Annotated in this window: 29 protein-coding genes; 2 read left to right on the plus strand and 27 right to left on the minus strand. The window is 51.8% G+C overall.

From position 1 onward, the window contains the following. Nucleotides 1-368 precede the first annotated feature (368 nt). Entirely contained in the window at nt 369-1,289 is a 921-nt protein-coding gene (ldtB, locus tag AC534G_RS16820) for a L,D-transpeptidase (RefSeq protein ID WP_038643088.1), read from the plus strand. 94 nt (nt 1,290-1,383) lie between these two features. On the opposite strand, the gene AC534G_RS16825 is transcribed toward ldtB, so the two are convergent. Both AC534G_RS16825 and mntR read right to left on the minus strand, forming a co-directional pair. Continuing rightward, nucleotides 1,384-2,493 carry an anion transporter gene (locus AC534G_RS16825; RefSeq protein WP_038639130.1) on the minus strand — a complete coding sequence of 370 codons (1,110 nt, stop codon included), beginning with the start codon at nt 2,491-2,493 and terminating at the stop codon, nt 1,384-1,386. Next, complete coding sequence (gene mntR, locus AC534G_RS16830; RefSeq protein WP_038639127.1) at nt 2,490-2,963, minus strand: manganese-binding transcriptional regulator MntR; 474 nt, start codon at nt 2,961-2,963, stop codon at nt 2,490-2,492. Before mntR ends, AC534G_RS16825 begins: the two co-directional genes overlap by 4 nt. Before the next feature lie 185 nt (nt 2,964-3,148). Between mntR and AC534G_RS16835 the strand changes: the two genes are divergently transcribed. Further along, nucleotides 3,149-4,159: a hypothetical protein gene (locus AC534G_RS16835; protein WP_233618222.1), complete on the plus strand. Its 1,011-nt coding sequence runs from the start codon at nt 3,149-3,151 to the stop codon at nt 4,157-4,159. Between the two features lie 195 nt (nt 4,160-4,354). On the opposite strand, the gene AC534G_RS16840 is transcribed toward AC534G_RS16835, so the two are convergent. The 25 genes from AC534G_RS16840 to AC534G_RS16960 form a co-directional block, all read right to left on the minus strand. Next, complete coding sequence (locus AC534G_RS16840) at nt 4,355-4,591, minus strand: hypothetical protein (RefSeq protein WP_199966266.1); 237 nt, start codon at nt 4,589-4,591, stop codon at nt 4,355-4,357. Nucleotides 4,592-4,739: 148 nt separating this feature from the next. Further along, nucleotides 4,740-5,072 carry a hypothetical protein gene (locus tag AC534G_RS16845; RefSeq protein ID WP_001738742.1) on the minus strand — a complete coding sequence of 111 codons (333 nt, stop codon included), beginning with the start codon at nt 5,070-5,072 and terminating at the stop codon, nt 4,740-4,742. A gap of 105 nt (nt 5,073-5,177) precedes the next feature. Beyond that, complete coding sequence (locus tag AC534G_RS16850) at nt 5,178-6,881, minus strand: hypothetical protein (protein WP_199966264.1); 1,704 nt, start codon at nt 6,879-6,881, stop codon at nt 5,178-5,180. Further along, nucleotides 6,881-7,426, minus strand: a complete 546-nt coding sequence (locus tag AC534G_RS16855; RefSeq protein ID WP_137397120.1) for a baseplate complex protein — start codon at nt 7,424-7,426, stop codon at nt 6,881-6,883. Before AC534G_RS16855 ends, AC534G_RS16850 begins: the two co-directional genes overlap by 1 nt. Beyond that, on the minus strand, nt 7,398-8,123 hold the full coding sequence (locus AC534G_RS16860) for a hypothetical protein (protein WP_199966262.1): 726 nt from the start codon (nt 8,121-8,123) through the stop codon (nt 7,398-7,400). Before AC534G_RS16860 ends, AC534G_RS16855 begins: the two co-directional genes overlap by 29 nt. Then, the gene (locus AC534G_RS16865) at nt 8,113-8,646 is read right to left on the minus strand and encodes a tail fiber assembly protein (RefSeq protein WP_096878336.1); all 534 of its coding nucleotides are present in this window, start codon (nt 8,644-8,646) and stop codon (nt 8,113-8,115) included. Before AC534G_RS16865 ends, AC534G_RS16860 begins: the two co-directional genes overlap by 11 nt. An 11-nt stretch (nt 8,647-8,657) precedes the next feature. Then, a complete protein-coding gene (locus AC534G_RS16870) occupies nt 8,658-10,880 on the minus strand; it encodes a phage tail protein (RefSeq protein WP_496594434.1) in 2,223 nt (740 codons plus the stop codon). 10 nt (nt 10,881-10,890) lie between these two features. Continuing rightward, entirely contained in the window at nt 10,891-11,478 is a 588-nt protein-coding gene (locus AC534G_RS16875; protein WP_048998134.1) for a phage tail protein, read from the minus strand. Beyond that, entirely contained in the window at nt 11,471-12,655 is a 1,185-nt protein-coding gene (locus AC534G_RS16880) for a baseplate J/gp47 family protein (RefSeq protein ID WP_086551040.1), read from the minus strand. Before AC534G_RS16880 ends, AC534G_RS16875 begins: the two co-directional genes overlap by 8 nt. After that, nucleotides 12,652-12,981 (minus strand): DUF2590 family protein, encoded by a 330-nt coding sequence (locus AC534G_RS16885; RefSeq protein ID WP_000004502.1) that lies wholly within the window; start codon nt 12,979-12,981, stop codon nt 12,652-12,654. The genes AC534G_RS16880 and AC534G_RS16885 overlap by 4 nt, the downstream gene beginning before the upstream one ends. Next, a complete protein-coding gene (locus AC534G_RS16890) occupies nt 12,978-15,038 on the minus strand; it encodes a phage tail tape measure protein (RefSeq protein WP_199966260.1) in 2,061 nt (686 codons plus the stop codon). The genes AC534G_RS16885 and AC534G_RS16890 overlap by 4 nt, the downstream gene beginning before the upstream one ends. After that, complete coding sequence (locus AC534G_RS16895; protein WP_371321192.1) at nt 15,035-15,229, minus strand: DUF6890 family protein; 195 nt, start codon at nt 15,227-15,229, stop codon at nt 15,035-15,037. Before AC534G_RS16895 ends, AC534G_RS16890 begins: the two co-directional genes overlap by 4 nt. Continuing rightward, complete coding sequence (locus AC534G_RS16900; protein WP_021293731.1) at nt 15,226-15,483, minus strand: putative phage tail assembly chaperone; 258 nt, start codon at nt 15,481-15,483, stop codon at nt 15,226-15,228. Before AC534G_RS16900 ends, AC534G_RS16895 begins: the two co-directional genes overlap by 4 nt. Then, the gene (locus tag AC534G_RS16905) at nt 15,470-15,658 is read right to left on the minus strand and encodes a hypothetical protein (protein WP_024137079.1); all 189 of its coding nucleotides are present in this window, start codon (nt 15,656-15,658) and stop codon (nt 15,470-15,472) included. Before AC534G_RS16905 ends, AC534G_RS16900 begins: the two co-directional genes overlap by 14 nt. Continuing rightward, the gene (locus tag AC534G_RS16910) at nt 15,588-15,968 is read right to left on the minus strand and encodes a hypothetical protein (protein ID WP_496594435.1); all 381 of its coding nucleotides are present in this window, start codon (nt 15,966-15,968) and stop codon (nt 15,588-15,590) included. The genes AC534G_RS16905 and AC534G_RS16910 overlap by 71 nt, the downstream gene beginning before the upstream one ends. Next, nucleotides 15,968-16,309, minus strand: a complete 342-nt coding sequence (locus AC534G_RS16915; protein ID WP_000175561.1) for a M15 family metallopeptidase — start codon at nt 16,307-16,309, stop codon at nt 15,968-15,970. Before AC534G_RS16915 ends, AC534G_RS16910 begins: the two co-directional genes overlap by 1 nt. Further along, nucleotides 16,306-16,599, minus strand: coding sequence for a phage holin family protein (locus AC534G_RS16920; protein WP_048225932.1), 294 nt, complete (start codon nt 16,597-16,599; stop codon nt 16,306-16,308). Before AC534G_RS16920 ends, AC534G_RS16915 begins: the two co-directional genes overlap by 4 nt. Before the next feature lie 9 nt (nt 16,600-16,608). Then, nucleotides 16,609-17,064: a phage protein gene (locus AC534G_RS16925; protein ID WP_000044253.1), complete on the minus strand. Its 456-nt coding sequence runs from the start codon at nt 17,062-17,064 to the stop codon at nt 16,609-16,611. Then, nucleotides 17,061-18,188, minus strand: coding sequence for a DUF2586 domain-containing protein (locus tag AC534G_RS16930; RefSeq protein ID WP_048225933.1), 1,128 nt, complete (start codon nt 18,186-18,188; stop codon nt 17,061-17,063). Before AC534G_RS16930 ends, AC534G_RS16925 begins: the two co-directional genes overlap by 4 nt. Further along, entirely contained in the window at nt 18,185-18,892 is a 708-nt protein-coding gene (locus AC534G_RS16935; RefSeq protein ID WP_199966258.1) for a hypothetical protein, read from the minus strand. The genes AC534G_RS16930 and AC534G_RS16935 overlap by 4 nt, the downstream gene beginning before the upstream one ends. Further along, on the minus strand, nt 18,889-19,395 hold the full coding sequence (locus tag AC534G_RS16940; RefSeq protein WP_199966256.1) for a phage tail protein: 507 nt from the start codon (nt 19,393-19,395) through the stop codon (nt 18,889-18,891). The genes AC534G_RS16935 and AC534G_RS16940 overlap by 4 nt, the downstream gene beginning before the upstream one ends. Further along, complete coding sequence (locus tag AC534G_RS16945) at nt 19,392-19,844, minus strand: head completion/stabilization protein (RefSeq protein ID WP_024143839.1); 453 nt, start codon at nt 19,842-19,844, stop codon at nt 19,392-19,394. The genes AC534G_RS16940 and AC534G_RS16945 overlap by 4 nt, the downstream gene beginning before the upstream one ends. 96 nt (nt 19,845-19,940) lie before the next feature. After that, nucleotides 19,941-20,642 carry a phage terminase small subunit gene (gpM, locus tag AC534G_RS16950; RefSeq protein WP_199966254.1) on the minus strand — a complete coding sequence of 234 codons (702 nt, stop codon included), beginning with the start codon at nt 20,640-20,642 and terminating at the stop codon, nt 19,941-19,943. Between the two features lie 3 nt (nt 20,643-20,645). Next, a complete protein-coding gene (locus AC534G_RS16955; RefSeq protein WP_003838043.1) occupies nt 20,646-21,668 on the minus strand; it encodes a phage major capsid protein, P2 family in 1,023 nt (340 codons plus the stop codon). Between the two features lie 61 nt (nt 21,669-21,729). Beyond that, nucleotides 21,730-22,533, minus strand: coding sequence for a GPO family capsid scaffolding protein (locus AC534G_RS16960; RefSeq protein ID WP_096878326.1), 804 nt, complete (start codon nt 22,531-22,533; stop codon nt 21,730-21,732). Nucleotides 22,534-22,538: the final 5 nt, after the last annotated feature.

Raw genomic sequence — 22,538 nt, forward strand, 5'->3', positions numbered from 1 at the left:
TTGTAGCTAATTAATCGAAGGATCTAACCTTATATTCGTCTTATCAACATAATACCATCACTTTCAAACCAACTCTAAATTCACAGCAAAATTAGTTGCTTTGAAACTATATTGTGACGTTGCTGGAAACTAACACTGGCGTATCCTGAAAGAGAAAGAAATATGTGACAAACCGCTTATTATGCCATAAGTCTACGATAAGATCGCCCCTTCATGCTGAAGGGGGAAAGTGAAAGCAAAAGGAAAAAAATGTGATTTAGTACACATCCGAATTCCTTGTTGCTCAGATTGCACATATAATGCGTGCCCAACACTACATAAATCTCAACCCACTCGCCTGCCTGGCACTGAATCTCGCATACATGAAGATGAATATGAAATTGACAACGCTTTTCGCGGCGGCACTTGCGGTAGTTGGTTTTTGCAACACTGCCTCAGCCGTCACGTACCCGCTGCCTACCGATGGTAGCCGTTTGATTGGCCAAAACCAGGTCATCACCATTCCTGAAGGCAATACCCAACCGCTGGAGTATTTTGCGGCAGAATATCAGATGGGTCTGTCTAACATGCTGGAAGCGAACCCTGGCGTGGATACTTTCCTGCCGAAGGGCGGCACCGTACTGAACATTCCTCAGCAGTTGATCCTGCCGGATACCGTGCATGAAGGTATTGTTATCAACAGCGCTGAAATGCGTCTGTACTACTACCCGAAAGGCACCAACACCGTTATCGTTCTGCCGATCGGTATCGGCCAGTTAGGCAAAGACACGCCAATCAACTGGACCACCAAAGTAGAACGTAAGAAAGCGGGCCCAACCTGGACGCCAACGGCGAAAATGCATGCGGAATACCGCGCTGCGGGCGAACCGCTGCCGGCCGTGGTTCCGGCAGGCCCGGATAACCCGATGGGGCTGTACGCACTGTATATCGGCCGTCTGTATGCTATTCACGGCACCAATGCTAACTTCGGCGTTGGTTTACGTGTCAGCCACGGTTGTGTCCGTCTGCGTAACGACGACATCAAATTCCTGTTTGAAAATGTGCCGGTCGGCACTCGCGTACAGTTTATCGATGAGCCGGTGAAAGCCACTACCGAACCAGACGGCAGCCGCTACATCGAGGTACACAACCCGCTGTCCACCACGGAAGCACAGTTTGAAGGCGGGGAAATCGTACCGATTACGCTGAACAAGAGCATTACCAGCGTCACCGGTCAGTCTGATGTCGATCAGTCCGTCGTTGAGCAGGCGGTACAGAACCGTTCTGGTATGCCGGTTCGTCTGAACTAATCTGCTATACATGCCCGATGGCGCTACGCTTATCGGGCCTACCAACGCAGTAGGCCGGATCAGGCGCCAGCCGCCATCCGGCACACCATATCAATTACATCATCTGCAGCAAAACATACCCTACCAGCGCCGCCCATATCAGCATCGGCAACGAATACCAATGAAAACGCCACCAGATCCGTCGATCGTTTGCCATGCGTAAAGCGATAAGATTCGCCAGCGATCCCGGCAGCAGACCAAACCCACCCACATTAACCGCCCAGGCCAACAGCAGCGTCGGCGGAACGTAGTTCAGCAACAAAATCGTACTGGGAACATTACTGATAAACTGCGACAGGCCAATGGCCGTCAACCAGAGACCCGGCGCTGAGAGCGTGCCAATCTGGTGGGTTATCCCCTGCAATGCCGGTAGCTGCGTCAGCAAATACACATCGATAAACATCGCCATAAATACCAGCAGCAGCGTCCAGTCCACGCTGAGGATGACGCGACGCGCCAGAACCATGAACCCCGCCGCCACAATCGCCAGACCCCACAGCTCTTGTTTTAACTCCAGCGCCGTCAGAAAGATGATATACAGCGCGAGACAGCTCCACACCAGGCGTGGTTGCCAGGCCGGCGCGCGCGTCCCGGTATGATAGTGCAATGCTTTGTTCGGGAAACTGAACCAGCACAGCACCACCAGCGTCAACATCATGGCACCCGCGAGCGGCGCCATTTGCCAGGTAAACGCGGTAAATGACAACCCGGAGCGCCCCCACATCAGGATATTTTGCGGATTGCCGATTGGCGTCAGCAACGATCCGGCGTTTACCGCCAGCGCCTCAAAGATAATCAGGCGATTCACCGGAATGGCGCACAATTTTTTCAGGGTGATGGTCAGCGGGACAACAATAAACAACGCAACATCGTTGGTCAGAAACGTCGACAGCAGCGCCGCCGCCAGCACCATAAATATCGCCAATTGGCGTTCAGTGTGAAAGCGGCGGGTCATCTTGCGCCCTAACACATCGAAGTAACCGCTTAATTCAACGCCTTTGGTCAGTAACATCAGGCCGCTAAGCGTAATAATGGTGTGCCAGTCAATCGCTCCAGGCCAGGAACGGGGCGTAAATGGTGTGAACACGCTCAGTACAACCCCGACGATGATTAACAGCTGGAAAAAACGATCGCGCTGCAAGGCGCGTAGTAAAGGAAAACTCATTCAGAGCCAGATCCTTGCTGTTGCGTAAAACGGCTAAAAGCCTCCAGCGTTTCCTTACTGACGTGGTGCTCCATTCCCTCTGCGTCACGGCGGGCAATTTCCGGGCTGATACCTAACATCAACAGGAAATTTTCCACAATCTGATGACGCTCCCGGCTCTCCTGGGCCAGACGTTCGCCTTCTGCGGTTAAAAACACACCGCGCCAGGGGATCATTTCAATCAACCCGACGGAAGCAAGGCGCTTCAACATTTTGGCAACCGTCGGCTGGGAAACCCCGAGTCGGGCAGCCATGTCCACCTGGCGCGCTTCACCTACCTCAATAATGAGATCGGAAATCAGCTCTACGTAGTCATCAATCAGCTCGCGGCGATGCGCCTCCCGGACCTGACGAAATCCTTCAACGTGTTCTTCGACATTCACCAATTGCGTCACTTTTTTTGTTGTTGGCGTACCTGCGCGACGACTCATTCTGCTTCCTCGTTACTGTGACGCGTTAACGGCATCTGATTAGAGAGCGCTCATTGTAAACCAGAGTTGCGTGGGCACAAAAAATTAACGTTTTAGCAATAGCTATATAATATAGCTTGTATATTTTAAATAAACGCAGAAAAATCAATACAATAACAATATAAAAACATCACAATGACTCAAAAATGTCGCAAGCGATTGGTACAATTACGATTTATGAAGTGCGTTACGCTTACTCGCTGATGCTTAACAATTACAAATATGATAGCTTGTTGCAAAATGAGGAGGAATCAATGGCTGACCCATTAGCAACGGTTTTATCACACCTAACAAATCTTGTTTCATTTAGATCATCATTAAGGCTATTAATAATCGCTGGTTCGATTATTCTCTGCTGGGTTTTTATTGCTCCAATGCTAACCCCATTTAACTTACCTAGCGAACTGTCATTAGGTTTAATAACAGTAATTGGTTTTTCAATGGGGGCTTTAACTTCATCCATTCTATTCAACTCATTAGACTTGGCTTTCAACTTTACGAAAAAAAGAATACAAAATAGAAAAAATAAATTAGAACTCCAAAAACAAGAAAAGGAAAAAGAGATAAATATCCACAGAAAAATAGAGTTACTCAAAAGTAGTTTCAACGATTATTCGTACAAAGCCCATAACATTATGTTGAAGCTTAAAGATAACGATTGCACAATTGCTTTGGAAGCATATCACGAATCCGAACACAATAAGGCATTCATGGGACTTCTTGAAAGCAAAATTGTAATACCGCTACATAGGCTAGATGAAAAAACCACTTTCTGCACTATTAACCCGATATATAAAGAAGTAGTAACAAAGTTATTTGAATTAAAACATCGAAAAGAAGTTGATAGTTTGTTTGATTTCAACCCTGACGGTCTAAAAATGTTAATGAAAAAATTTCAAAAGGTCACTTTTGACGAAGAACATATATTTAACATACCTTTAGTTATTTATCAAAATAGATATAATTACGCTCCAGTGATTAAGTACGAAACATATGAAGTTGATGAATTTATTGATAACTGCAATATACAGTTCTACATCACTGAGCATCATTACCCCTACATATGTGAGAAAGTAGGAGTAGAAATTAAGAGTTACATACTCGGTCAATTTAATGAAGAGAGGGCTTTGGAACGACTTGGCAAATTGCATCCATAACATGCACCAATAAAATCAAGAATAGCCTGACACGGATATACTTTTCAGTTTTTCATAAGCTCTTTTCTTCTGCCAAACCCGCATCACCTCTCACCTTGCGGGTTATGCTTGAAGTGTCTCGTCTCATAATATTTGATCTACCCTCCTCACCAAATATCAAAAATATCATTAATTATCTGATAGTTATGATTTCAATCAGATCCTCACCTGTTCCATGAAAATGAAAATCACTGAAATTCCTTTCAATCTTTTCAGTTGGAGATTTCCCGCAAGCCGCCAGAACTGGCGCTGTCTGGCGCTCTGGTTTGTAGAAAAAGAAAACTGAAAAATTTTATCGATCCAGAAACCGCAGGCGGGTGCGGTGTAGTGCCGTTTTTGTCTGTGAAGTATTTTTTTGTCAGCATGTAGAGCCGTCAGTGCTTCGCTGTGCATTTGATCCTATTGAGGTGTCTCGTGTGGTATCTGAGCATTGCAATGCGTACAGTGTGCGTTCTGTGCCGCCTGTTAACTGGCACAAAAAAACCCGCATTGTGCGGGTTAGCGGAATACTCAATTTATATCAACTGATATGAAGCTATGGTTATCGGCAGGCTTTCTGACCAACATAGTATGCAATTGAACGGTCAATTATAGGTGCCATATTTGGATCTGGTGCTGAGCCATTCATTTGCTCGATAGTGTCACCGCTTCCAAGATACTTGACTGTCGAGGCCGTACAGTCGTACAAGCGCTTAGAATATGACACTCCAGATGGTCCCTCTCTCTTGGTTGTTATCGTAGCCATATCACCGGTACGCGTCTTCTCTAAGACCGTATAGCTAGCCTTCGTATCCGTTGGCACAGTAAAAACTTCAGCGGCTAACACATTGAATGAAACTGCTGCGCCTACAGCTAACATAATGAAATTTTTCATATCCCTTTTCCTATCCTTTGAGTCAGCAATAATCCTATCGCAACAATCCTAACAAGGAACTGAGCAAACGACAAAGCCCGCATTATGCGCGGGCTGATGGGATGATCAGGCGATTATTTTCTGGTACTTACTCCGGGTCTGTCCGGCCTTCTCTGCTGTCTGGGTAAATGCTCCGGCATTGGTTGGCGTACCAACGCTGGGGTGTGAATGGCTCGCACATTGCTGCGCCAGCTCTGCCAGCAAATCAATGGTGTCCAACATCATGGTTAGGGTGTTGATGCTCTCACTGCCAATATGGACGGTTGGCCCCATAATCTGCTGGCCGCCCGCCGCCACCGATTTACGCAACGCGGCAATCTTTTCTGTCAGGGTTCCCCCCACATCAACATCCACGGCACCGGCCACTTTCGTGGATTGTTTGCCGGTTATATCGGCTTCGTCATTCCCCTCAATGCTGGCCAGCCGGTTGCCCTTCACGGCCTGGCTAAAATCACCGGCACTGACCTGCTGAATGGCTCCGGCCATCAGGGTGGCGGTACCCAGTACCGTGGTCTTATCGGTAGCCTTAATCGTGGTTTCACGGCTGACAAGATCACGCTGCTCCATATCGGCTTTAACCGTCCGCACCATCGATGTTTCAATGATAGTCTGATCGGTCTGCCTCACCCAGTCGCCAGCCTGGGTAACACGCTGCGACACCTCCGCCCGTTGCTGTTGCAGCTGCTCGCCGGGTTTAACATCCGGCAGACTGGTACCATCCGGCAACGTCTGCCTGATAAAAGGTTTATCCGGGCGCCCTCCGGTAAACGCAACTTCAACCAGCGTCCCTTCTGGCGGGAACTGGAACATGCCAGAGTCATTCCCGGCCATAGGTACCGGCAGCGGCACCGCAGAATAAACCGGCGTCTGGTTGTCCGGGTTGCCGTCTGCATCAAGCAGCTGCACATCAACGGCATAGCGCGGCCGGAACGGATCGGCAAAATTACCGCTTTTCACAGTCTCACTGGGTGCCACCACTCTGGCCAGCTTTGGCAGGTGCAGCCCGGAAGCCAGTTCCGGGTAATGGCTTTCAATCTGACGCTGTGCCGGTGTTTTCTGTAATGGCTGACCTGTTGCGCGGTTTCTGGGTGTCCAGGTGATGGCCATGGTGTCATTGGTCAGATGAACTTTGGTCACGCGCTCCCCGTTCAGCTCCACACCCGGCCGCAAACTCTGGATCAGTGGCACCGTCATGGAATTACCGCCAGCCGCCCCTTGGCTGAACTCTGCCGGGATATCGACCGGACGATCGGCAAACATCGCTTTTTCCGCACCGCCCACATACAGGGAACCATCCGGCAGCTGGTACCAGATGTAATCCGGGATACTGAACGCCCTGCCCAGATTATTCAGCAGTTGATAGCCCGTGCCGTTATGGGTGAAATGGGGGATCGGTTTATCGCTGTAAGGGGCATCCGGCACACTGACAGCAATTCCGCTGTTTTCCTCCAGCCAGCTGGCTACCTTGCGCAAAGTGGGATGCTGAAATGAACATGGCCACATTCTCTCAAATACGCCAACCAGCTCGCGCACAAACAGACGCTGAAAACCATTTTCGGCGGGTTGCGAGCGTTCCACGTAGCCGGTAAACCAACGCAAAAGCAGTTCGGAATATCCCACATCCAGCCGCACCAGTTTCCCGGTGTAATCCGCGTCAGTCTGTGCGGTAATAAATCCCCGGCCGCAGCTGTTCAGCTCCAACACCAGGCTGGCATCAGCCAGGTGAACTTCATCCGTTGAAAGGTACAGGCGTTTAACTGGTTTCATCATTAACCCAAAGCATCATTGACGGGTTTCAGCACCCGTTTTTCAAACCACGTCAGTTTTTCTTCATCTTCCCCGGCACTCTGGCCACCAGGCTGTCCCGCATTACCGGCCGTCTGTTTTTTGGCTGACGTTTTGCCTGTTGCCCTGGCTTCCCGCTTTTCCTGCACGCTGATATGTTCTGCCAGCGTGAACGTGACCAGCCAGGCCATTTTCCCGTCCTGCTGCGGGGCATCTAGCATTCCGCTGAATGTCGCCTCACGAAAATTCACGGCTCTGGCCACTTCATGCGCCACGCGGTATTTCTGGCGGTTGCCTCCGGCATCCGTGGCGCTGGCCAGTTCGAAAATACGCTTCAGGATCTCCGGGCTTTTAAACGGAATTTCGCCACTGATACGCAGCTCTTTCCCTTTTGCCCCTTGTTCTGATTTGGTTGTGGCACTTGTCTGGCCGGACTGGTCTTTATCCTGAAACTGCTGCGATACGGTCACGCGCATATTTTTCAGCTGGATAGCCTCACCATTAAGCGCCAGCGTTGGGATCGAAGTCATGAATCATTCCCTTTATTCCATCCAGATTGTCACCGACCAGCATCACCGCCGCTGTGTAGACGGCTGACGGTTGCGGGATATCCTTTACCAGTTCCAGCAGCGTGGTGGCCGTATCACCGGTGCGGGTAAACACCCATGCTCTGGCACTTTTCCCCTGCAAATCATTCAGCCCGCTGGCCACATCACTGATCAGGCTGTCGCGCAGCTGCGTGAACTCACCCAGTTGCTGCTTTAGTCCGTCCAGGCTGAATCCCGCACTGGCCGCTTTTTGTGCCTGGCTGACAGCCGCCGCAGACAATGCCGCCCTGCTGGTTGGCACAGACAGCGGAATGGCCACCGGCAACCCCGCCCCGGTTTTAGCGGGGATCTGCATTTTTTCGATGGCCAGCGCCGCTGCGGATTGTGCCAGGCGTTTTACCTGAGTGAATGCCGGTGCCGGGAAAACATCCACCAGACCGTTGAGGCGGGTCATAAAATTCTCATGCGTCTGGCCTGTCACCATCATGATCATCACATCGGCATTCCCGCCCGTTCCGGTAAGCCTTTCAGCAAGATAGCTAACAGCATTCACCGGGCTGAGATATGCCCCGTTATCCGTCTGTTGCCCCAGACCGTTTATCCACGGATGCGCCGGAACTATGGAACAATTCAGCGCAGCCAGTGAGTCAGTAAAAGCCAGACGCGCTTCACGCCACATCAGGCACCTCCGGCCAGTTAATATCTGGCGCAGTGCTCAGATCCAGACGGCGCAATGCCGTGCGGTAAGCGCGCAGTTTCGCCAGTTCTGTTTCTTCATCGGATGAAATATCACCGTCTTTTTGTGCATCCTCCAGCCAGTCAATACGCGTTGTCACCTCCGCCATACGGTTGTCACGTTCCGCTTCAGCGTCAGCCAGGTAATTGCGGATTTGCTGCAATTTGCCGTTTTTATAAAACCAGTCATCACCCAGCGTGATGCGCAGATTAGCTTTTGTTGCCGGAAGCTCTACAACGCTCAGATTAACCGGGAAAAGCGCATGAATATTTGTTGTGAACGTTCTTACTCGACCATCATCGTCATAGCCAATTTTCAGCGTTTTTGACTCATCAAATAACTCTATTACGTCATACCAGTCATTACCTTTGTCATCCTGTAAAAACAGGACATTCTGGCCGTCAATGACTTTTGGCCTGTTGGTGGTATCAGGAGTGTACGGAATAAACTTACCAAAACTCTGCATTTTATTTCCTTTTAGTTAATGACATACCAGGTGTTATTAACAAGTTTTCGCATATAGCGAATAATAAAATTACCAACGTTGCTGCTGCCTCCAACCATATTAAAGTTATACATAGCCGCACCATCAGTCGGGCGCATATAACCCCGCCCGTCCCAAAATCCAACCTCAGCAGGGGCTGTAAGGTCGATATTCTGGACAAAGTTCTGCAATACCCAACTCATCGTTGCGTAGGGCGATAAATCTACAGGCTGTGGGTTGTTGGGTGAGTAAACCCGGATTCCACCTTCATAAACTCGGCCACCTGATAAATTACCTGACACTGACGCATTTCCATTACGCCCGACAAAAAACGGATTTGATTGCCACGCACCATTTGCATCATAAAAATTAATACTAAACCCATCCTGATAATAGCCATAGTTCATGACTAATTTCCCGGAAGAATCAAAATGAGGAATAAGAGCATTACCATCCACTCTGCCAACATTATCAATTTGCATGGCACGCAATGCCAGACCGCCAAGATTTAAACCAGCGTATCCACTTTTATGTAATAAATCGATCCGGTTAGCATTACTGTTAAATGCAACCCTGTAATCGTAATCAATTTCAGGATATGTCGTGTGAATATCCCAATACTGTGGTCCGGTAACCTGGTTTGCTAATCCAAATTCGAATGGAACCTCTGAACGCTGGGTAAACAACTTAGACGTATAAAGCGCTTTAGTTGATGTAATGCCTTTAACATCTAAATCACCACTAATCTCTCCGCCCGTTTTTGGCAGCGCCCCAACATCTTCGGATGTTGGCTTGTTTGCGGTATTAAAATCCCGCCGCCATGTTGCCGGATAACCTTCACCGTGATTAACGTAGGTAAACTGAGCATTTACAACACCACTCGTTGAGGATGTTGGAGTCGTGACCCGAATAGTCATCGCGCCACGTACACCCATAACCTCAACAACTGCACCTGCCAGATGGATATTTCCGCACCCTGTATCGGTGATAGTTCGGTTAGCACCATAAGACCACGAACCTTTACACATCCAGTACGGATGATTAAATGCCCCCTGCAATTCAAGCCAGGCGATAAACTCCGCTGTCGTCCAGTCACCACCGCCACCGATGCTTACCGTTCCGCTGAAAGCCCGCGCTGCGCCGATATTACGGACGAATAATTCTTTGTCGGGAATGTCTCCGCCGTTCTGCTCTTTAGCCAGTCGCTTATCAGCGTTGTCATTAGCCGCTTTTACTGCTTTTGACGTGGCGGCCAGCTTTTCGGAATCGCTGTCCGTGGCACTGCTTAACTGCACAAACCCTTTTTCACTGGTTGAGGCATCAGGATGATTTCGGGACTGCTCATGCTTTTTTAGCGCATCGCTGGCCACCTGCTCATTTAGCGTCCCTTTAGGCCGTAAATCAGTGATATTGCCATTTACATCAATACTGGCCACGGCAAACACGTAATGCTGCACACCGTTCTGCACGTAATCAGCCAGGTTTTCCGCCACCGTGATTTTGCACAGCGCATTCCAGACACTGGTCAGTGCTCCCGTCCAGCACACATCCAGCCAGACTTTGACCGGCTTTGTCGTCACGGTGATATTCTGATTTGCAGCCAGTGACGTACGCAGTCCCGCCACATAGCCGGTGCCTTTGGTGACAAAGAACTGATTGCCCGTTTTACCAACCAGCCAGCCATCGTCAAAGAATGCCGCAGCGCCGTAAATATCCACATTCTCCATGCGCTGACGTTCATCCATCCCGGCCATTCGCGCCGTGAAATCAATCTGCCAGGTTTCAGCCGGTGTAGTAATCCCGGTTTCGGTCTGTGCGCCGTTGTACTCCATCAGAAACGAACGGGTAAGCACGTTCCCCTGCTGCCCTTCCGCTGTTTTCAGTTTTTGCTGCACAGGCGCATGAACAATCATGGACAGGGTGCCGCTGGCCTTATTCAGCAGACCAATCCAGTTGAAACTGAAATCGCCCACGTCAGCACCCAGAACAGCGGAATACACCACGCCATTTTCATTCACCACACCAGTGCGGGTAACAGGCTGCCGGTGCACAATCTGCTCCACAGGCGGCAGTGCTTCACTGCGATCAACGGGAATATCCGGGTTCAGCCCTGGCACATTCGCAAACACAAATTCATCCAGTAACACCGGCTCGCCGGTCGCACCCTGCTGCGCTTTCCAGTGTTCAAACGCCAGCGTGATAGCTGTCTGTGACATAAAAAACTCCTTACAAACCTGCGCTGAATGTCGCGCTTCGGGTTTCCGTCCCTGCTAACGAAGCCGGATAAACCACGTATTCCCCCTGATCCCATCCGGCTCTGATGGCCATTTTTTCCGATGTGATCACCTCAAACTGATAACGGCGGCATGTTCGCCCGTACTGCCGGATTATCTGGATAAGCAGCTGCGTGTTGTCCGCAATCTGGCTGTCTGTCACACGTACCAGGATCACATCCCAGTCAATACCTGGCTGGCGCTCCCGCAGCTCCACATATCCAATGCCCAGCCGTTCAAAGATGTTGATAAATCCCTCAACGGAACCGGCATCACGCGCATTCACGAAGGCAAACGCCACCCGTTTGCGGAACAGACTCAATGGCTCACCATCAAAGCGGGTTATGTCCCGGTCATACGCCAGCAGGTTCAGTAATGCCGGTGTGCAGGTCAGCGGATCAAACTGGTTCAGTGGCCAGGTTATCCAGCCGTAAACCTCCGCCCAGAATCGCCGGGCTGTTTTCAGCAGCTTGTTCGGCTCCCCCTGATTCATCCAGGAGGGAAGCACCATCCCGGCCAGCTTTTTCATGAACTCATTCATTCTCAAGACTCACTACCAGTGACTTCAGGCGCGGCACATTCAGCTCACTGGTAATGTCACCCAGTGAAAAGGACAGCGAATCCGCCAGCGCAAAGGTTTTGTGGATCTCCCGTCCCAGCTGAGAAAACGAGAACCGCGAATATGGCCACGTCTTTCTGACGTCAAAATCAGCGTTTTCACGAAAAGCACAGCGGATCATGTTTTCAATCCCGGCCTTCAGGCTGTTACGTTCGTCGTCTGTCAGGTTGGCCAGATTTCTGACGTACACCGTCACCGCCAGATCGTGGCGGGTTTCCGGCATGGCATAACACTGCATATCGTCGCCGTGGCCGTGATGCCCCTGCGTGTTGATGTAATCATTCACCGCATTCACAAACGGCGCGGAAGTCACCCCGCTGTCCAGCAATAAATAAGCGTTTGCTGTACCCGGTCCCCTCGGCGCTTCATGCTCAAAGAAAATCCGGTCAATACTCAGCCCGGCAACACCGGCAATCATTGAACGGTAAACCGCATCCGTGTGGTAATTGCCCACCAGGTTGAACTGGTTGCGGCAGCGTTCACGCAGTTCATCATCGCTTTCTTCATCGGCACCCGGCACTGTCAGCCAGTTTTCCTCACTGGCCACATGGCTGATGCCGTCAACGGCCACAGGCAAAATGCGGTAATACCCTGGCGCAAGGTTATAGGCTCCCCCGGTTCCGGTGGCTTTCACCGGCAGCAAGGCGCTGGCCGTGCCGGAAGGGATCACCACATCGGCCGTGGTCGCCAGCTCGTACACCCTGCCGTTAATACGTTCAGTCTGGATAACTGTCCCGGCCTTCACCGTCACAACGGCTTTGGTATCCTCCTTAAAGAAGCGGATCACACCCTGTGCAGCGCTGGCGGGTTTCGCCGTCACGTTCACCGCCCAGGCCAGCAGACGCAACATGCTCCCGCTGGCCGTGGCCACAAACATATTGGCCAGCACCGTGGACACCAGAACCTCTTTCAGCCACATCACTGGCGCAGTCACAATGGCCGTAATTAACCGCCAGAACGGTGACATGCGGGATGTGTTAGTGATCATGCCTTCCTCAGCCGCAATCGCATTAAAGCGATCCCGCACTTCAGATTCCGTCACCGGCATCCCGCTGGCCTTCACCACTTCCTCAAAATCAACCTGCGGTTTTTCCGTCATAAATCCACCTGCGCAGATATGCCGCCAAAGTCATAGGTGCTGGCCGTTATCCATAATCGTTTCTGGCTTTCCTCACTTATTTCCACTGTTCCCGGAATAATCCGTTCATCATCTTCAATCAGTAATTCCATACGGGTAAAAATATCCGCCCGCATTGTTGGGCTGCGTTCGGCAATCAGTTCCGTTGCCAGCCCACTTTCAATAATGGAATGAATAATGTCCTGCCCGATACTTTTACGGTTATTACACAGTTCAGGTTCATATCCGGTATTCAGAACAAAATCACCGCCCTGAATAAGCAAATCTATATAAAGGCTCTCACTCATGCGCCCAGCTCCTGAAATTCCATTAACTGACCGGGTGTAATCATTTCTTTCGGATAAATGTTTACCGTGTCAATTTTCCGGCTATTGTCGGTCACGGACTTAGCATTACTGTTAATCGTTTTGGTAATTCCGCCCTTCTCAATGCCTTTTAATTCACCTCCGGTTAAAAGCCTGTCTGGGGTGAAACTATTTTGCGTCACCGCAGGAAGTGCGCCTTCAGCTTTTGCGGATTGTTTTAACTCTGGTACCGGATACACCGCTGTTTCATTTTTAGCGATACCCGCTGAAGCAGCGCCCGCCAGTTCAATATCAACACCCGGAATATTATTTAATTTACTTACAATCCAGTTCCATGATTTCAGAAAGCCGTTTTTAACGGACAGCCAGACATTATCAAACAATGACACAATGCCCGTGGCCAGCCCGCTTAATGCCTGGGAAGGAGAAAACCCGGTCAGCATGGAAATAAAACTGTTCCAGCCTTCGCTGATAAACTGCCAGGCTGAAGCAAACACCCCGGCAAGCCATGCCACTACCCTGGCGCATGCCTGAAATGCAGCGGTATCCATGACCGCGTTCTTTACCGTGTCCCAGTGTTTAATCAGCAGCCAGCAACCGGCAGCAAGTAAGGCAACGGCACCAATCACAAGCAGGATCGGCCAGCTCATCAGATTGATACCTATCCCGGCCATCATTGCCGCCATACGAACCGCCAGCAACGTACCGCGCAGAAATTTCAGCGTGGCGTTCCAGGCAACCACGGCAATGTTCCCCAGCCAGACAGTGGCGGTGTAGATTTTCGTGACGGCCGTCAGCGCTACCCAGATCCCGCGCAACCCCATCATGATGAATCTGGAGACACCCATCACGATGTTGGCGACTGCGCCCACAGCCGCAAAGCTGAGCAAGGCCATTGCCGCATACCCGACAACACGCGCAATGTTGGGAAACAGCTGCATCCAGCGGGCAAAGGTCTGCCCCATATCAGCCAGGCGATTCAGTACCGGATATAATACCGGGATCAGCGTCAGGCCAATCACGGTCTGGATAGCCTTCAGGATTGCGACAAAGCGATCCCACGGCTTCACCATTTTCTGCGCCATTTCCTGGGTACGCTTCAGACCATCAGCACCGCCCAGCTCAGTGATATTGCGCTGAAGCAACGCAACATTGCCATAAAGGTGCTTCACCACGGCCGAACTGTCACCAAATGCCGCATCCAGTTCAGCCTGGGCATTCAGGTTCCCTTCCAGGCTTTTGCCATACTTGCCCTGTAACTTGATCAGCATTTCAGGCATGGACAGCATTTTGCCGGTGGAATCCGTGAAGGACAGCCCCAGCTTTTTACCGCCCTCAATGGCTCCGGTCATAAAGCCTTCATAAGCGCTGCTGGCTTCCGTGCCCAGTGTCCGCTGAAGCTGTCCCAGCACGGCCAGCTGTTCATCCAGCCCCACGCCGTAGTTGGTACCCACGCCGCGCGCCCCTTCCATCAAATCCTTGATAGCGGCCATTTCTGTGCCAAAGGTTTTGCGCATGTACACCATTTTTCCGGCCAGTTGTTCAGCAAACTCAACCTTCCCCAGCCGGTTGGCATCGGCGGAAAAGTTACCGAACATCTGCCCCATAAACTCAGCGGTTTCCGCTGCGGTGGATTTGAGCGCAAACGCCAGGGTATTGGCGACTTTCGTCACTTTCGGCAGCTCATTCCCGGTCAGCCCGGCAATGGAGGCGTTTATACTTTCCGTGGACTGGACGAACTCCACCGCGCTGGCACCGTAGGTTGTACTGAAGCGCAGCGCATCACGCTGAACGGCCTTAAGAGCAGAATCATCGATCCCTTTTGCGGCCGCATCATTCAGCGCGTCATACATTTCAATGGCGGGCATCAGCGCACCTTTAATGGCCATCCCTGTACCCGCCAGCGCCAGAACACCGCCGCCAGTCTGCATAAAGGCTTCTTTTGATTTTTCAGCAAAGCCCGTTACGTTGCCCTGCGCCTGTTTTAACGGGCGGGACAATTTATCAATCAGGCTTAATGTAAAATCTAACTGTTTCATTCAGTGCCTTTAAATGCTTTAGCCACGCCATTAGCCACGGCTATTCCCGTATATTCCCAGTGACGGTTATCCAGCCATATAGCGGCGGCAATATCGTCAACGGAATCCTGACCATGTGGTAAATAATGACGGCGAAGAATTAAATACTGTTCGAGTCCATTTCGTTCAATATCATGGACTCGCTTTGTCAGTTTTTTACTTCAATCTCCAGTTCCGGCGCGTAAATATCATTAACCTTACTGACCAGTTGCAACGCTGCACCCGGACGTTTTAATACGTCAATCAGTGCTTCTTTCGTTTCTGGGGTAACAATACGCATCAGATAATTATTTGCAGGTGCAACTTTATTATCCATTGCCATTTCATTAATCAGTTTATTATAAGCAGTCTGATTAGGTTCAAAAACAATATCAGCCCCACAGACACTCAGTTTAATTTGTTCCATAAATAACACGCTCTCTTAAATTAATTTCATCGACTAACTGATTATGACGCGCCGCACACTGGCCATATATTTCAAGGTAAACAGTCAGCAGTTCCGCTGCATCTTTACCTGTTGCCCCGTTCAGGCGCGGCAGCTGCGTGGCACATCGTGTTTTCAGGTTTTCCTGATAACGCACGTTCGGTACCGGCGACGGCGCTGTTGTACATGCTGACAAACTCATCAGACAGGCACCTGTTAGTAAAAACCGGCTTAAGCACTTCCGTGCGGATCTCTCGCGGTTGCGCATTTCTTAGCGCCTCCAGTTTATCTTCCAGCTCCCTGGCGGAATCACTGGCAATGCCCTGCATAGCCTTTCGCGATTCATTGCCAGCCACCTGTGCCGCCGTATTGATTGCCAGCTCCAGGCTGTCGCGCCGCCAGTCAGCGGTCAGCCAGCCCCAGACAAACGCCAGCGCCACCACAACCAGCCACTGCGCGTGACTCATCAGCGCACCCCGTTATGTTCCAGGCTGAAATGATTACCATCCGGTCTGGATTTGAAGCGCCCGCCCCAGCTTCCGCCCAGTGATTCCCAGTATTCACCCAGTGGCAGATAGTCCTCTGTACGGGTCTGGTACTGGCCATTCACAAACAGATTAAAATCCACGGCCAGACGCTGGGTGTGCAGACTGTTCGAAATACCGCTGCCCTTCTTCGCGTTCAGCGCCGCCTGTTCCGGGGTGCGGTACGCTTCACCAAACGTCAGCCGGTAGCCGCGTTCTTCCGCCCAGTGGATTAGATTGGCCACCATGACAGTAAACAGTTGCTGCTTTTCACTTAACGTCACTTGCTACCCCCTTTACCTAAAAAATCGATCCCCTTTCGGCGCAGCCAGGCTTCAACGCCATTCAGACCGAGAATACCCAGCGCGGAACCAATCCCGGCCAGCGCCAGTGGATGAATATCCGGGACAAAGTACAGTGCCACTCCAGCCGCAACCGACAGAGCGCTACCGACAATGACGCGCCCCGCAACCAGCCGCAGAGTTATCGGCTCCCCACTGCTCAACATTTTGCCCAGCGCAATCAGCGCCCCCATCACCGCCAGGGCAATAAACCCTTTCTCATAGTCCTGCATCCCTGCCCCCTATCCGATCAGGTTTTCCGTGGCTTCCGCTTCCAGATACGGCACACCGTTGATATTCACGAACTTGGGACTGGTCACAAAATATTTGATTTTGTGAGTCGCCACACCGCCGCCCTTTGGATCGATATCCAGCAGATTACTCAGTTGGAGTTTGTTGCCGAACGATTCCACTTTCATTTCTTCGCTGCCCGCTTTGGCATAGAAAAGAAAATCCAGCGGCGGAATACCACGCCACGAACCTGCTGCGCGGGCTTTGGCCGTCAGCACACCCAGCACTTTGGAACTGACTTCAATTTCGCCCTCTGCGGCCACATCACCATCAACATGGCCATCCGGCACACCACGGGTCTGGGCGGCGGCGCTGTTATCCGTGATATCGAGTGTGATTTTCTCGATATGGATCAGATCGCCATCAAGATAGGTATCAAACGACATACCCGAAATACGTTTACTCATGCAGCGCCCTCCAGACTGGCATCCAGTAACAGACTGATGGTGATTTGCAGCGGAACTTCCCAGGTGCGTACCACCAGATAAATATCCACCGTCTTTTTGTTCTTCCAGACAATGGTCACATCACCTTCCTGGGGCGGCTTCACTTCTCCCGGAAATGACACGCCATTGATACTGGCCGCCGTGGACATTTCACGCAGTGGACGTGCAAACAGCGTCTGGTGTGCAGCAATGCTGCCCGGTGTGCTGTTCAGTGAACGATCCGCAATTTTGCTGATAGCCAGCAGACGCACACGACGCGCCGCTTTATCGGCAACTCGCAGGGTTTCAATCGACTGGTAATCGCCGCCTTCCACATCCAGCGTTCGCCCGTCAGCCCAGTAAAAACCGTCATAATCCGGGTACCACATCGGCACACTAAAGCGCTGCGCTTCCAGTGCCCGAAGCGTGGCCAGCTCCAGTACCGCCCCGGTACCATCAACCGGCATTTCATCACTGCCCAGATTCAGCAGCGCCCCGGTTTTCACACGGGCGGGACTGTCTGCGATAGTCACGGCACGGCTGCACAGACGGCCAGCCAGCACACCCGGCTCATTTCCCCACAGACGCGGGATCAGCTGTACCGCTTTCTCTGCAATACCGTCCTGGATGGCAGACACACGGGTCAGGTAATCCGCCTGGGCTTCTTCTTCCTGCATTCCCTGCACGGCCAGGATGAACCACACCCAGCGCCCATATTTGGAAATCAGCGTGGATCGTAACGTCACCGCCTGATTCACCTGGGCTTTTGCCGTCACATCACTGGACAGCACCACCCCTTCCACCGAACACACCACCTGTGCGGCCAGAACCGCTTTCACCCAGGCATCGTCCTCAGCATCTGCGGGCAGCACATGAATAAATCCCCACCAGTTCTGACCGGCGTTTGCCAGTGCCGCCAGAACATCGTTTTTCAGCGGGCTTTCCCCCTCTCCCAGCAGTGCATCAAAGTCACTCTGGGCATTCACCGCCAGCGTTTTCCCCACATTTTTGGTACCCGTACCGATAAACAGCAGCGTGCGTTCCACTTCATTGGTTTCACCCAGCAGCTGGTTTACCTGGTTCACGGTCACGTTTGGCCAGGTCATGCTTTCCCCTTAATATCCTGCGCCTTAACATCCCAGCCAAAGCCGATGGCCTGAAGCTGGCGCGCCAGCGCGTTATCAAATTCATCGTCACTCATGCCCAGAAAGACACGGGCAGGAAGATCCACTGTCCAGCTGGTTTTCACCGCCTTACCGCTGAGTTTTCGAATCAGTAACCCCGCCCGGCTGTATGGCATCGTTTGGGTTAACTCGCCCAGCGTGGGCTTTTTCCAGCGTTTACCGGTGCGTACCCGGAACCCCAGCGCCCGCAGTTTTTTGGCCTGGGCTGGCGTGGCCATTTTTCCGGCCTCCACCTTCCGTGGCTGGCTGCGACGGCTGACACTGACACGCATCCCGTTTTGTTGCGCATATCCGACGGTCCCGGCCGGTACCGGCGTTTCCCCGTTCCGGTAGCCACCGCCCTGCAAATAAATCCGCACCGCCTGAATTTCTGGCATTTCACGGATATGCAGCAATTTTGGCAGGTTCCGCAGCATCTTCCCTTTGCGCTTCGTTTTACGCCCCGGCCACTTCTGGCCATCCGGTGCTTCCTGATTACGGACATGCCGTTTTGCGGCGGCAATCACGCCATATTTAGCCAGCCTCCAGATAAGACGCTGGCGCTTTTTGGGCGGCAGCTCCATGCTGGCCAGTGATTTACGCAACTCTGCCAGCTGTTTTTTATTCAGCTCGCCACCGGCAATCATTCGTTACCGCCTACCGGCGCACCGGTTTCATCCACGCCATAAATATTGGCGGTGATCGCTATCCAGACTTCAGGGTTAACCAGCGACCAGCGTTTCCCCTGCCACGGGATCGCCCCGTTTTCGTCCTCCCTGATCACCAGTTCTTCCGCCATTGGTACCGTCAGCACAATGGTGGCGGTTTCCTCATCCTCCACTGACACATCCCAGTCCGGTTCAGCTTCAGTCAGGCCGACTTCATCCAGTAATTCCCTGTCAGCCTCATCCAGCCACGCGGCCAGCAGCGACATAAGCAACTGCGGCGGACACAGACGATACGGGAAACGCTGCCAGCTGATTACCGCGTCATAGCGAATCACCGCCTGGCGGTACTGCCCCAGCCCGTAATCCTTCGCGGCAGGGATGAACTTCATTTCATCCAGCACACTGTCAAATGACTGCATGGCGCGCGGCGGCACGTTATGCTGAAAAAATGCGGTCAGGCTCTCAAGCTGCGTCTGGCTCATACTTTTTTCACCGTTGCCCGTTTCAGTCCCTTCATGCGGCGGATCACCACTGAAGCCTCAGCCAGTAACCCGGCGCGGGTTTCCATACTTTCCTGTCCCGGATGGGTTTCACGTCGCCCTACAGTGGCGAACTCCCCCAGCAAATCCGCTTTTGCCCTGGCAAATACCGCTTTCATGTACTGGGCACACAGACTGTTAAGCCCGCCCATTTTTACGCCCGGAACATCTGCCGCCAGCGTGTGGCCTTTTGCTTTCCAGCTGGCCTCCACGTTTTCCAGCTCGGCATTCACCTCCGCAACTGCGGCCAGCAGCGCCTGACTGATAGTGTCCGCGTCGATATCGGCTGGCAGTGACCGCTGCGCCTGAAAGTCCTTCAGATTAAGATCAGGCCAGAACCCGTTATTCGTCAGCGGTTCATCCTGATAATCCAGCGGTTTTCCGCTAAACATAATTCCCCCGAAAAAGGCGGACTGGCCGGTATCCACGGCACAGCGACACACGGAGTGTTCTGCCCTCCACCGCGTCCGCCTGGCTTGCGGTAGTCTTTACCCCTGCGTCAGTTTTCGGATACGGGCGGCAATCGTCTGCCGTGCCGTTTTGACGCTGATTTTTAGATAGTATTTTTCTGCTGTGGCCAGCAACTGATCGGCTTTCTCCAGCGTTTCAATGTCGTCCACACTCGCGGCCGTTGTCTGGCCATCTTCGCTGCGCAGCAGCCTCAACCCGGCGAACTTAAACCACTTGGCCGTGACCTGTTCATGCAGCCGCCAGGTACTGGCAACGCGCTCAAATGTGCGGGAAAAATACGGTTCAACACTTTCCCCGCGCCCCGATGTTTCCTGCGCCCAGGCCAGCATCGTATCGGCCACGAACGTGGGAAAATTACTGCGCAACCGATCCGGGGTTGCCTGCTGCTGGCTGATTGCAATGTCAGCCCAGTCCAGCGCCTTATCCAGATCGCCCACGTCAAACAGCCAGATAACACACCAGGCAAATACCGGGTTGGCGTACACCTGCCCGCTTTCCAGATACGCTTCCACAGTCGGTGTCCAGCGCGGCAGCAACACTTCCCGTTTAAACTCAATGCGATCCGCAATTGTCGGCAGGTTACGGCAATGTTCCACATCCGCTTCCAGCGCTTTAATCAGCAGGTGCATGCTTTCCGTGGTTTCCAGTGCCTGGCTGCGTTTCAGCTTTTGTTCCATCGCAATACGCTGGCTGTGACGCTGCGCGGGAGAAAGTGCCATTTATCAGCCCTCTGCTGGTTCAGAAACTTTGCCAATAGTCACGGCGGATTCATCAATGGCCGCATACAGCTCCGGCACTTCAACCGCATAGCCTTCATTGCGCAGGTATTTGTTTTCGAACTGCTTACGGTCTTCAACAAATTCCGCCTTACGCATGCGGGTGTTACGCTGGGTGTAGATATGCAAATTAGAAAGCGGCGTGACGACCATACGTTTACCCGGCATAAACGGCGGGATAACAGCAGGACGGCCAGCAATGGTGCTACCCAGCATCTGCGCCGCAATTTTCTCAGTCGGGCGGTCTGCGGCCTGATACAGTCGGTATTGTTCAGCAGCAACCAGATCGGCACCGACCAGAACCACCAGACGCGGGTCATTGCGGAACTGGGCAGGAATCTTGGCGTTAATCAGGTCAGAAGCCATTGCATCCAGTGATTTGTAATCACCGGCTTCATCCAGCACGACCGGATCGGTCATAATCTGATTACCACCCAGCAGCGTTTTCATACGCTCATGCCAGCCGATGTTTACATCTTCGCCGTTCGGGTTATCCGTTGGATTCGTTGTTTTTGCACGGCTCTTACCGTTAAAACCAATGCGCAGCATATCCAGCGCAAACGCCTGTGTGGTAAACGCCTGGACCAGGTTGTAAAACTCGTTTTCGTCCTTACCGGCATTGGCCCAGACCGAAAGCAGATCCCAGCGCAGTGCGGCGCAGCTGTCTGTTTCAACCAGTGAATAGTCATTGCCGTCCACGCCAACCTGACGAACAAAGCGGCCATTTTCACTGCGGCCGGTATGCAGCACGGAGGAACCGACAGAAATCACCTGGCCACTCAGCTGGTCAACATCCAGACAGGTGATCATGTTCAGGAACTCCACGGACTCCAGCAGCGCCAGACGCAGCGCATTTTCCTGCGGGTCATTCAGGGAAAAATAGCGACTGGTATCACGTGCACCAAACTGCTGCGCCATACCACTCGAATATTTATCCAGTAAATCCCGTGCACGATTATTAAGGTGCATAAAACTCCCTCGCGATTAAGCGATAATAAAAATGTTTTGTACTAATTAACGTCAGAACGTATTACAGGAAATTAAATTTACCCGCTTTTTCTGAAATCTTACGCCCCGGTGTACGGGTGGATTTATTACCCAGATCGTTAAAACGTTTAACGATATCTTTTGCATTATCACGAATAGCCGCAAATTCTTCGGTATCGACCACTTCAGCAATGGTATCCACATCACCCTGAACATCATTGAGCTGATTTTCAATTTTGGCCACACGGCCTTCCAGTTCGTTTACCGCATTGGCCAGCGCCTGTAACTTATCATCACCCTGCGCGGTATCATCAGGCGGCGTTTCATCTTCAAACTTAGGTTTAATACCAAACAATTTTTGCCAGTTCTTCATTCGTATGTCCTGTTTAATTTTTCCATCACGGGAAATCACACAACTGTAATATCCCTGCTTAGATAATTTTTTGCGCCGACTACTAAAGCGCAGCCGTGTGGTACCAACACTGGCGGGAGTATCTGTTACCGCCAGCCCCTTGAGGTATGTACGCCCACTACCGCGCCAGTTCTCATCCGGTTCAATCGAGAAGAACAGGAGCTGATCTTCATGGTTGGCGAAAATTAAACGCATATTCGGGCAAAGGCTGACGTAAAGCCGCGCCAGCCCGTCATCGCCATCATGCCAGGTGGCCTCCAGTACCTCCCCAAAATTACCGCAATCATTCTCGTGTTCAGGCCAGATCAAAGCGACATAGTGGTTATAGTCATAGGTTTCCCCCATATCGATAATCCACTGGCGTTTAATCTCTCTGCCGTCAACGGTATCCCCTTCGGTAGCAACACACAGCCAGTCAGTTTTTAAATGTGACATATCCC

The organism is Citrobacter sp. CRE-46, from assembly GCF_059615875.1.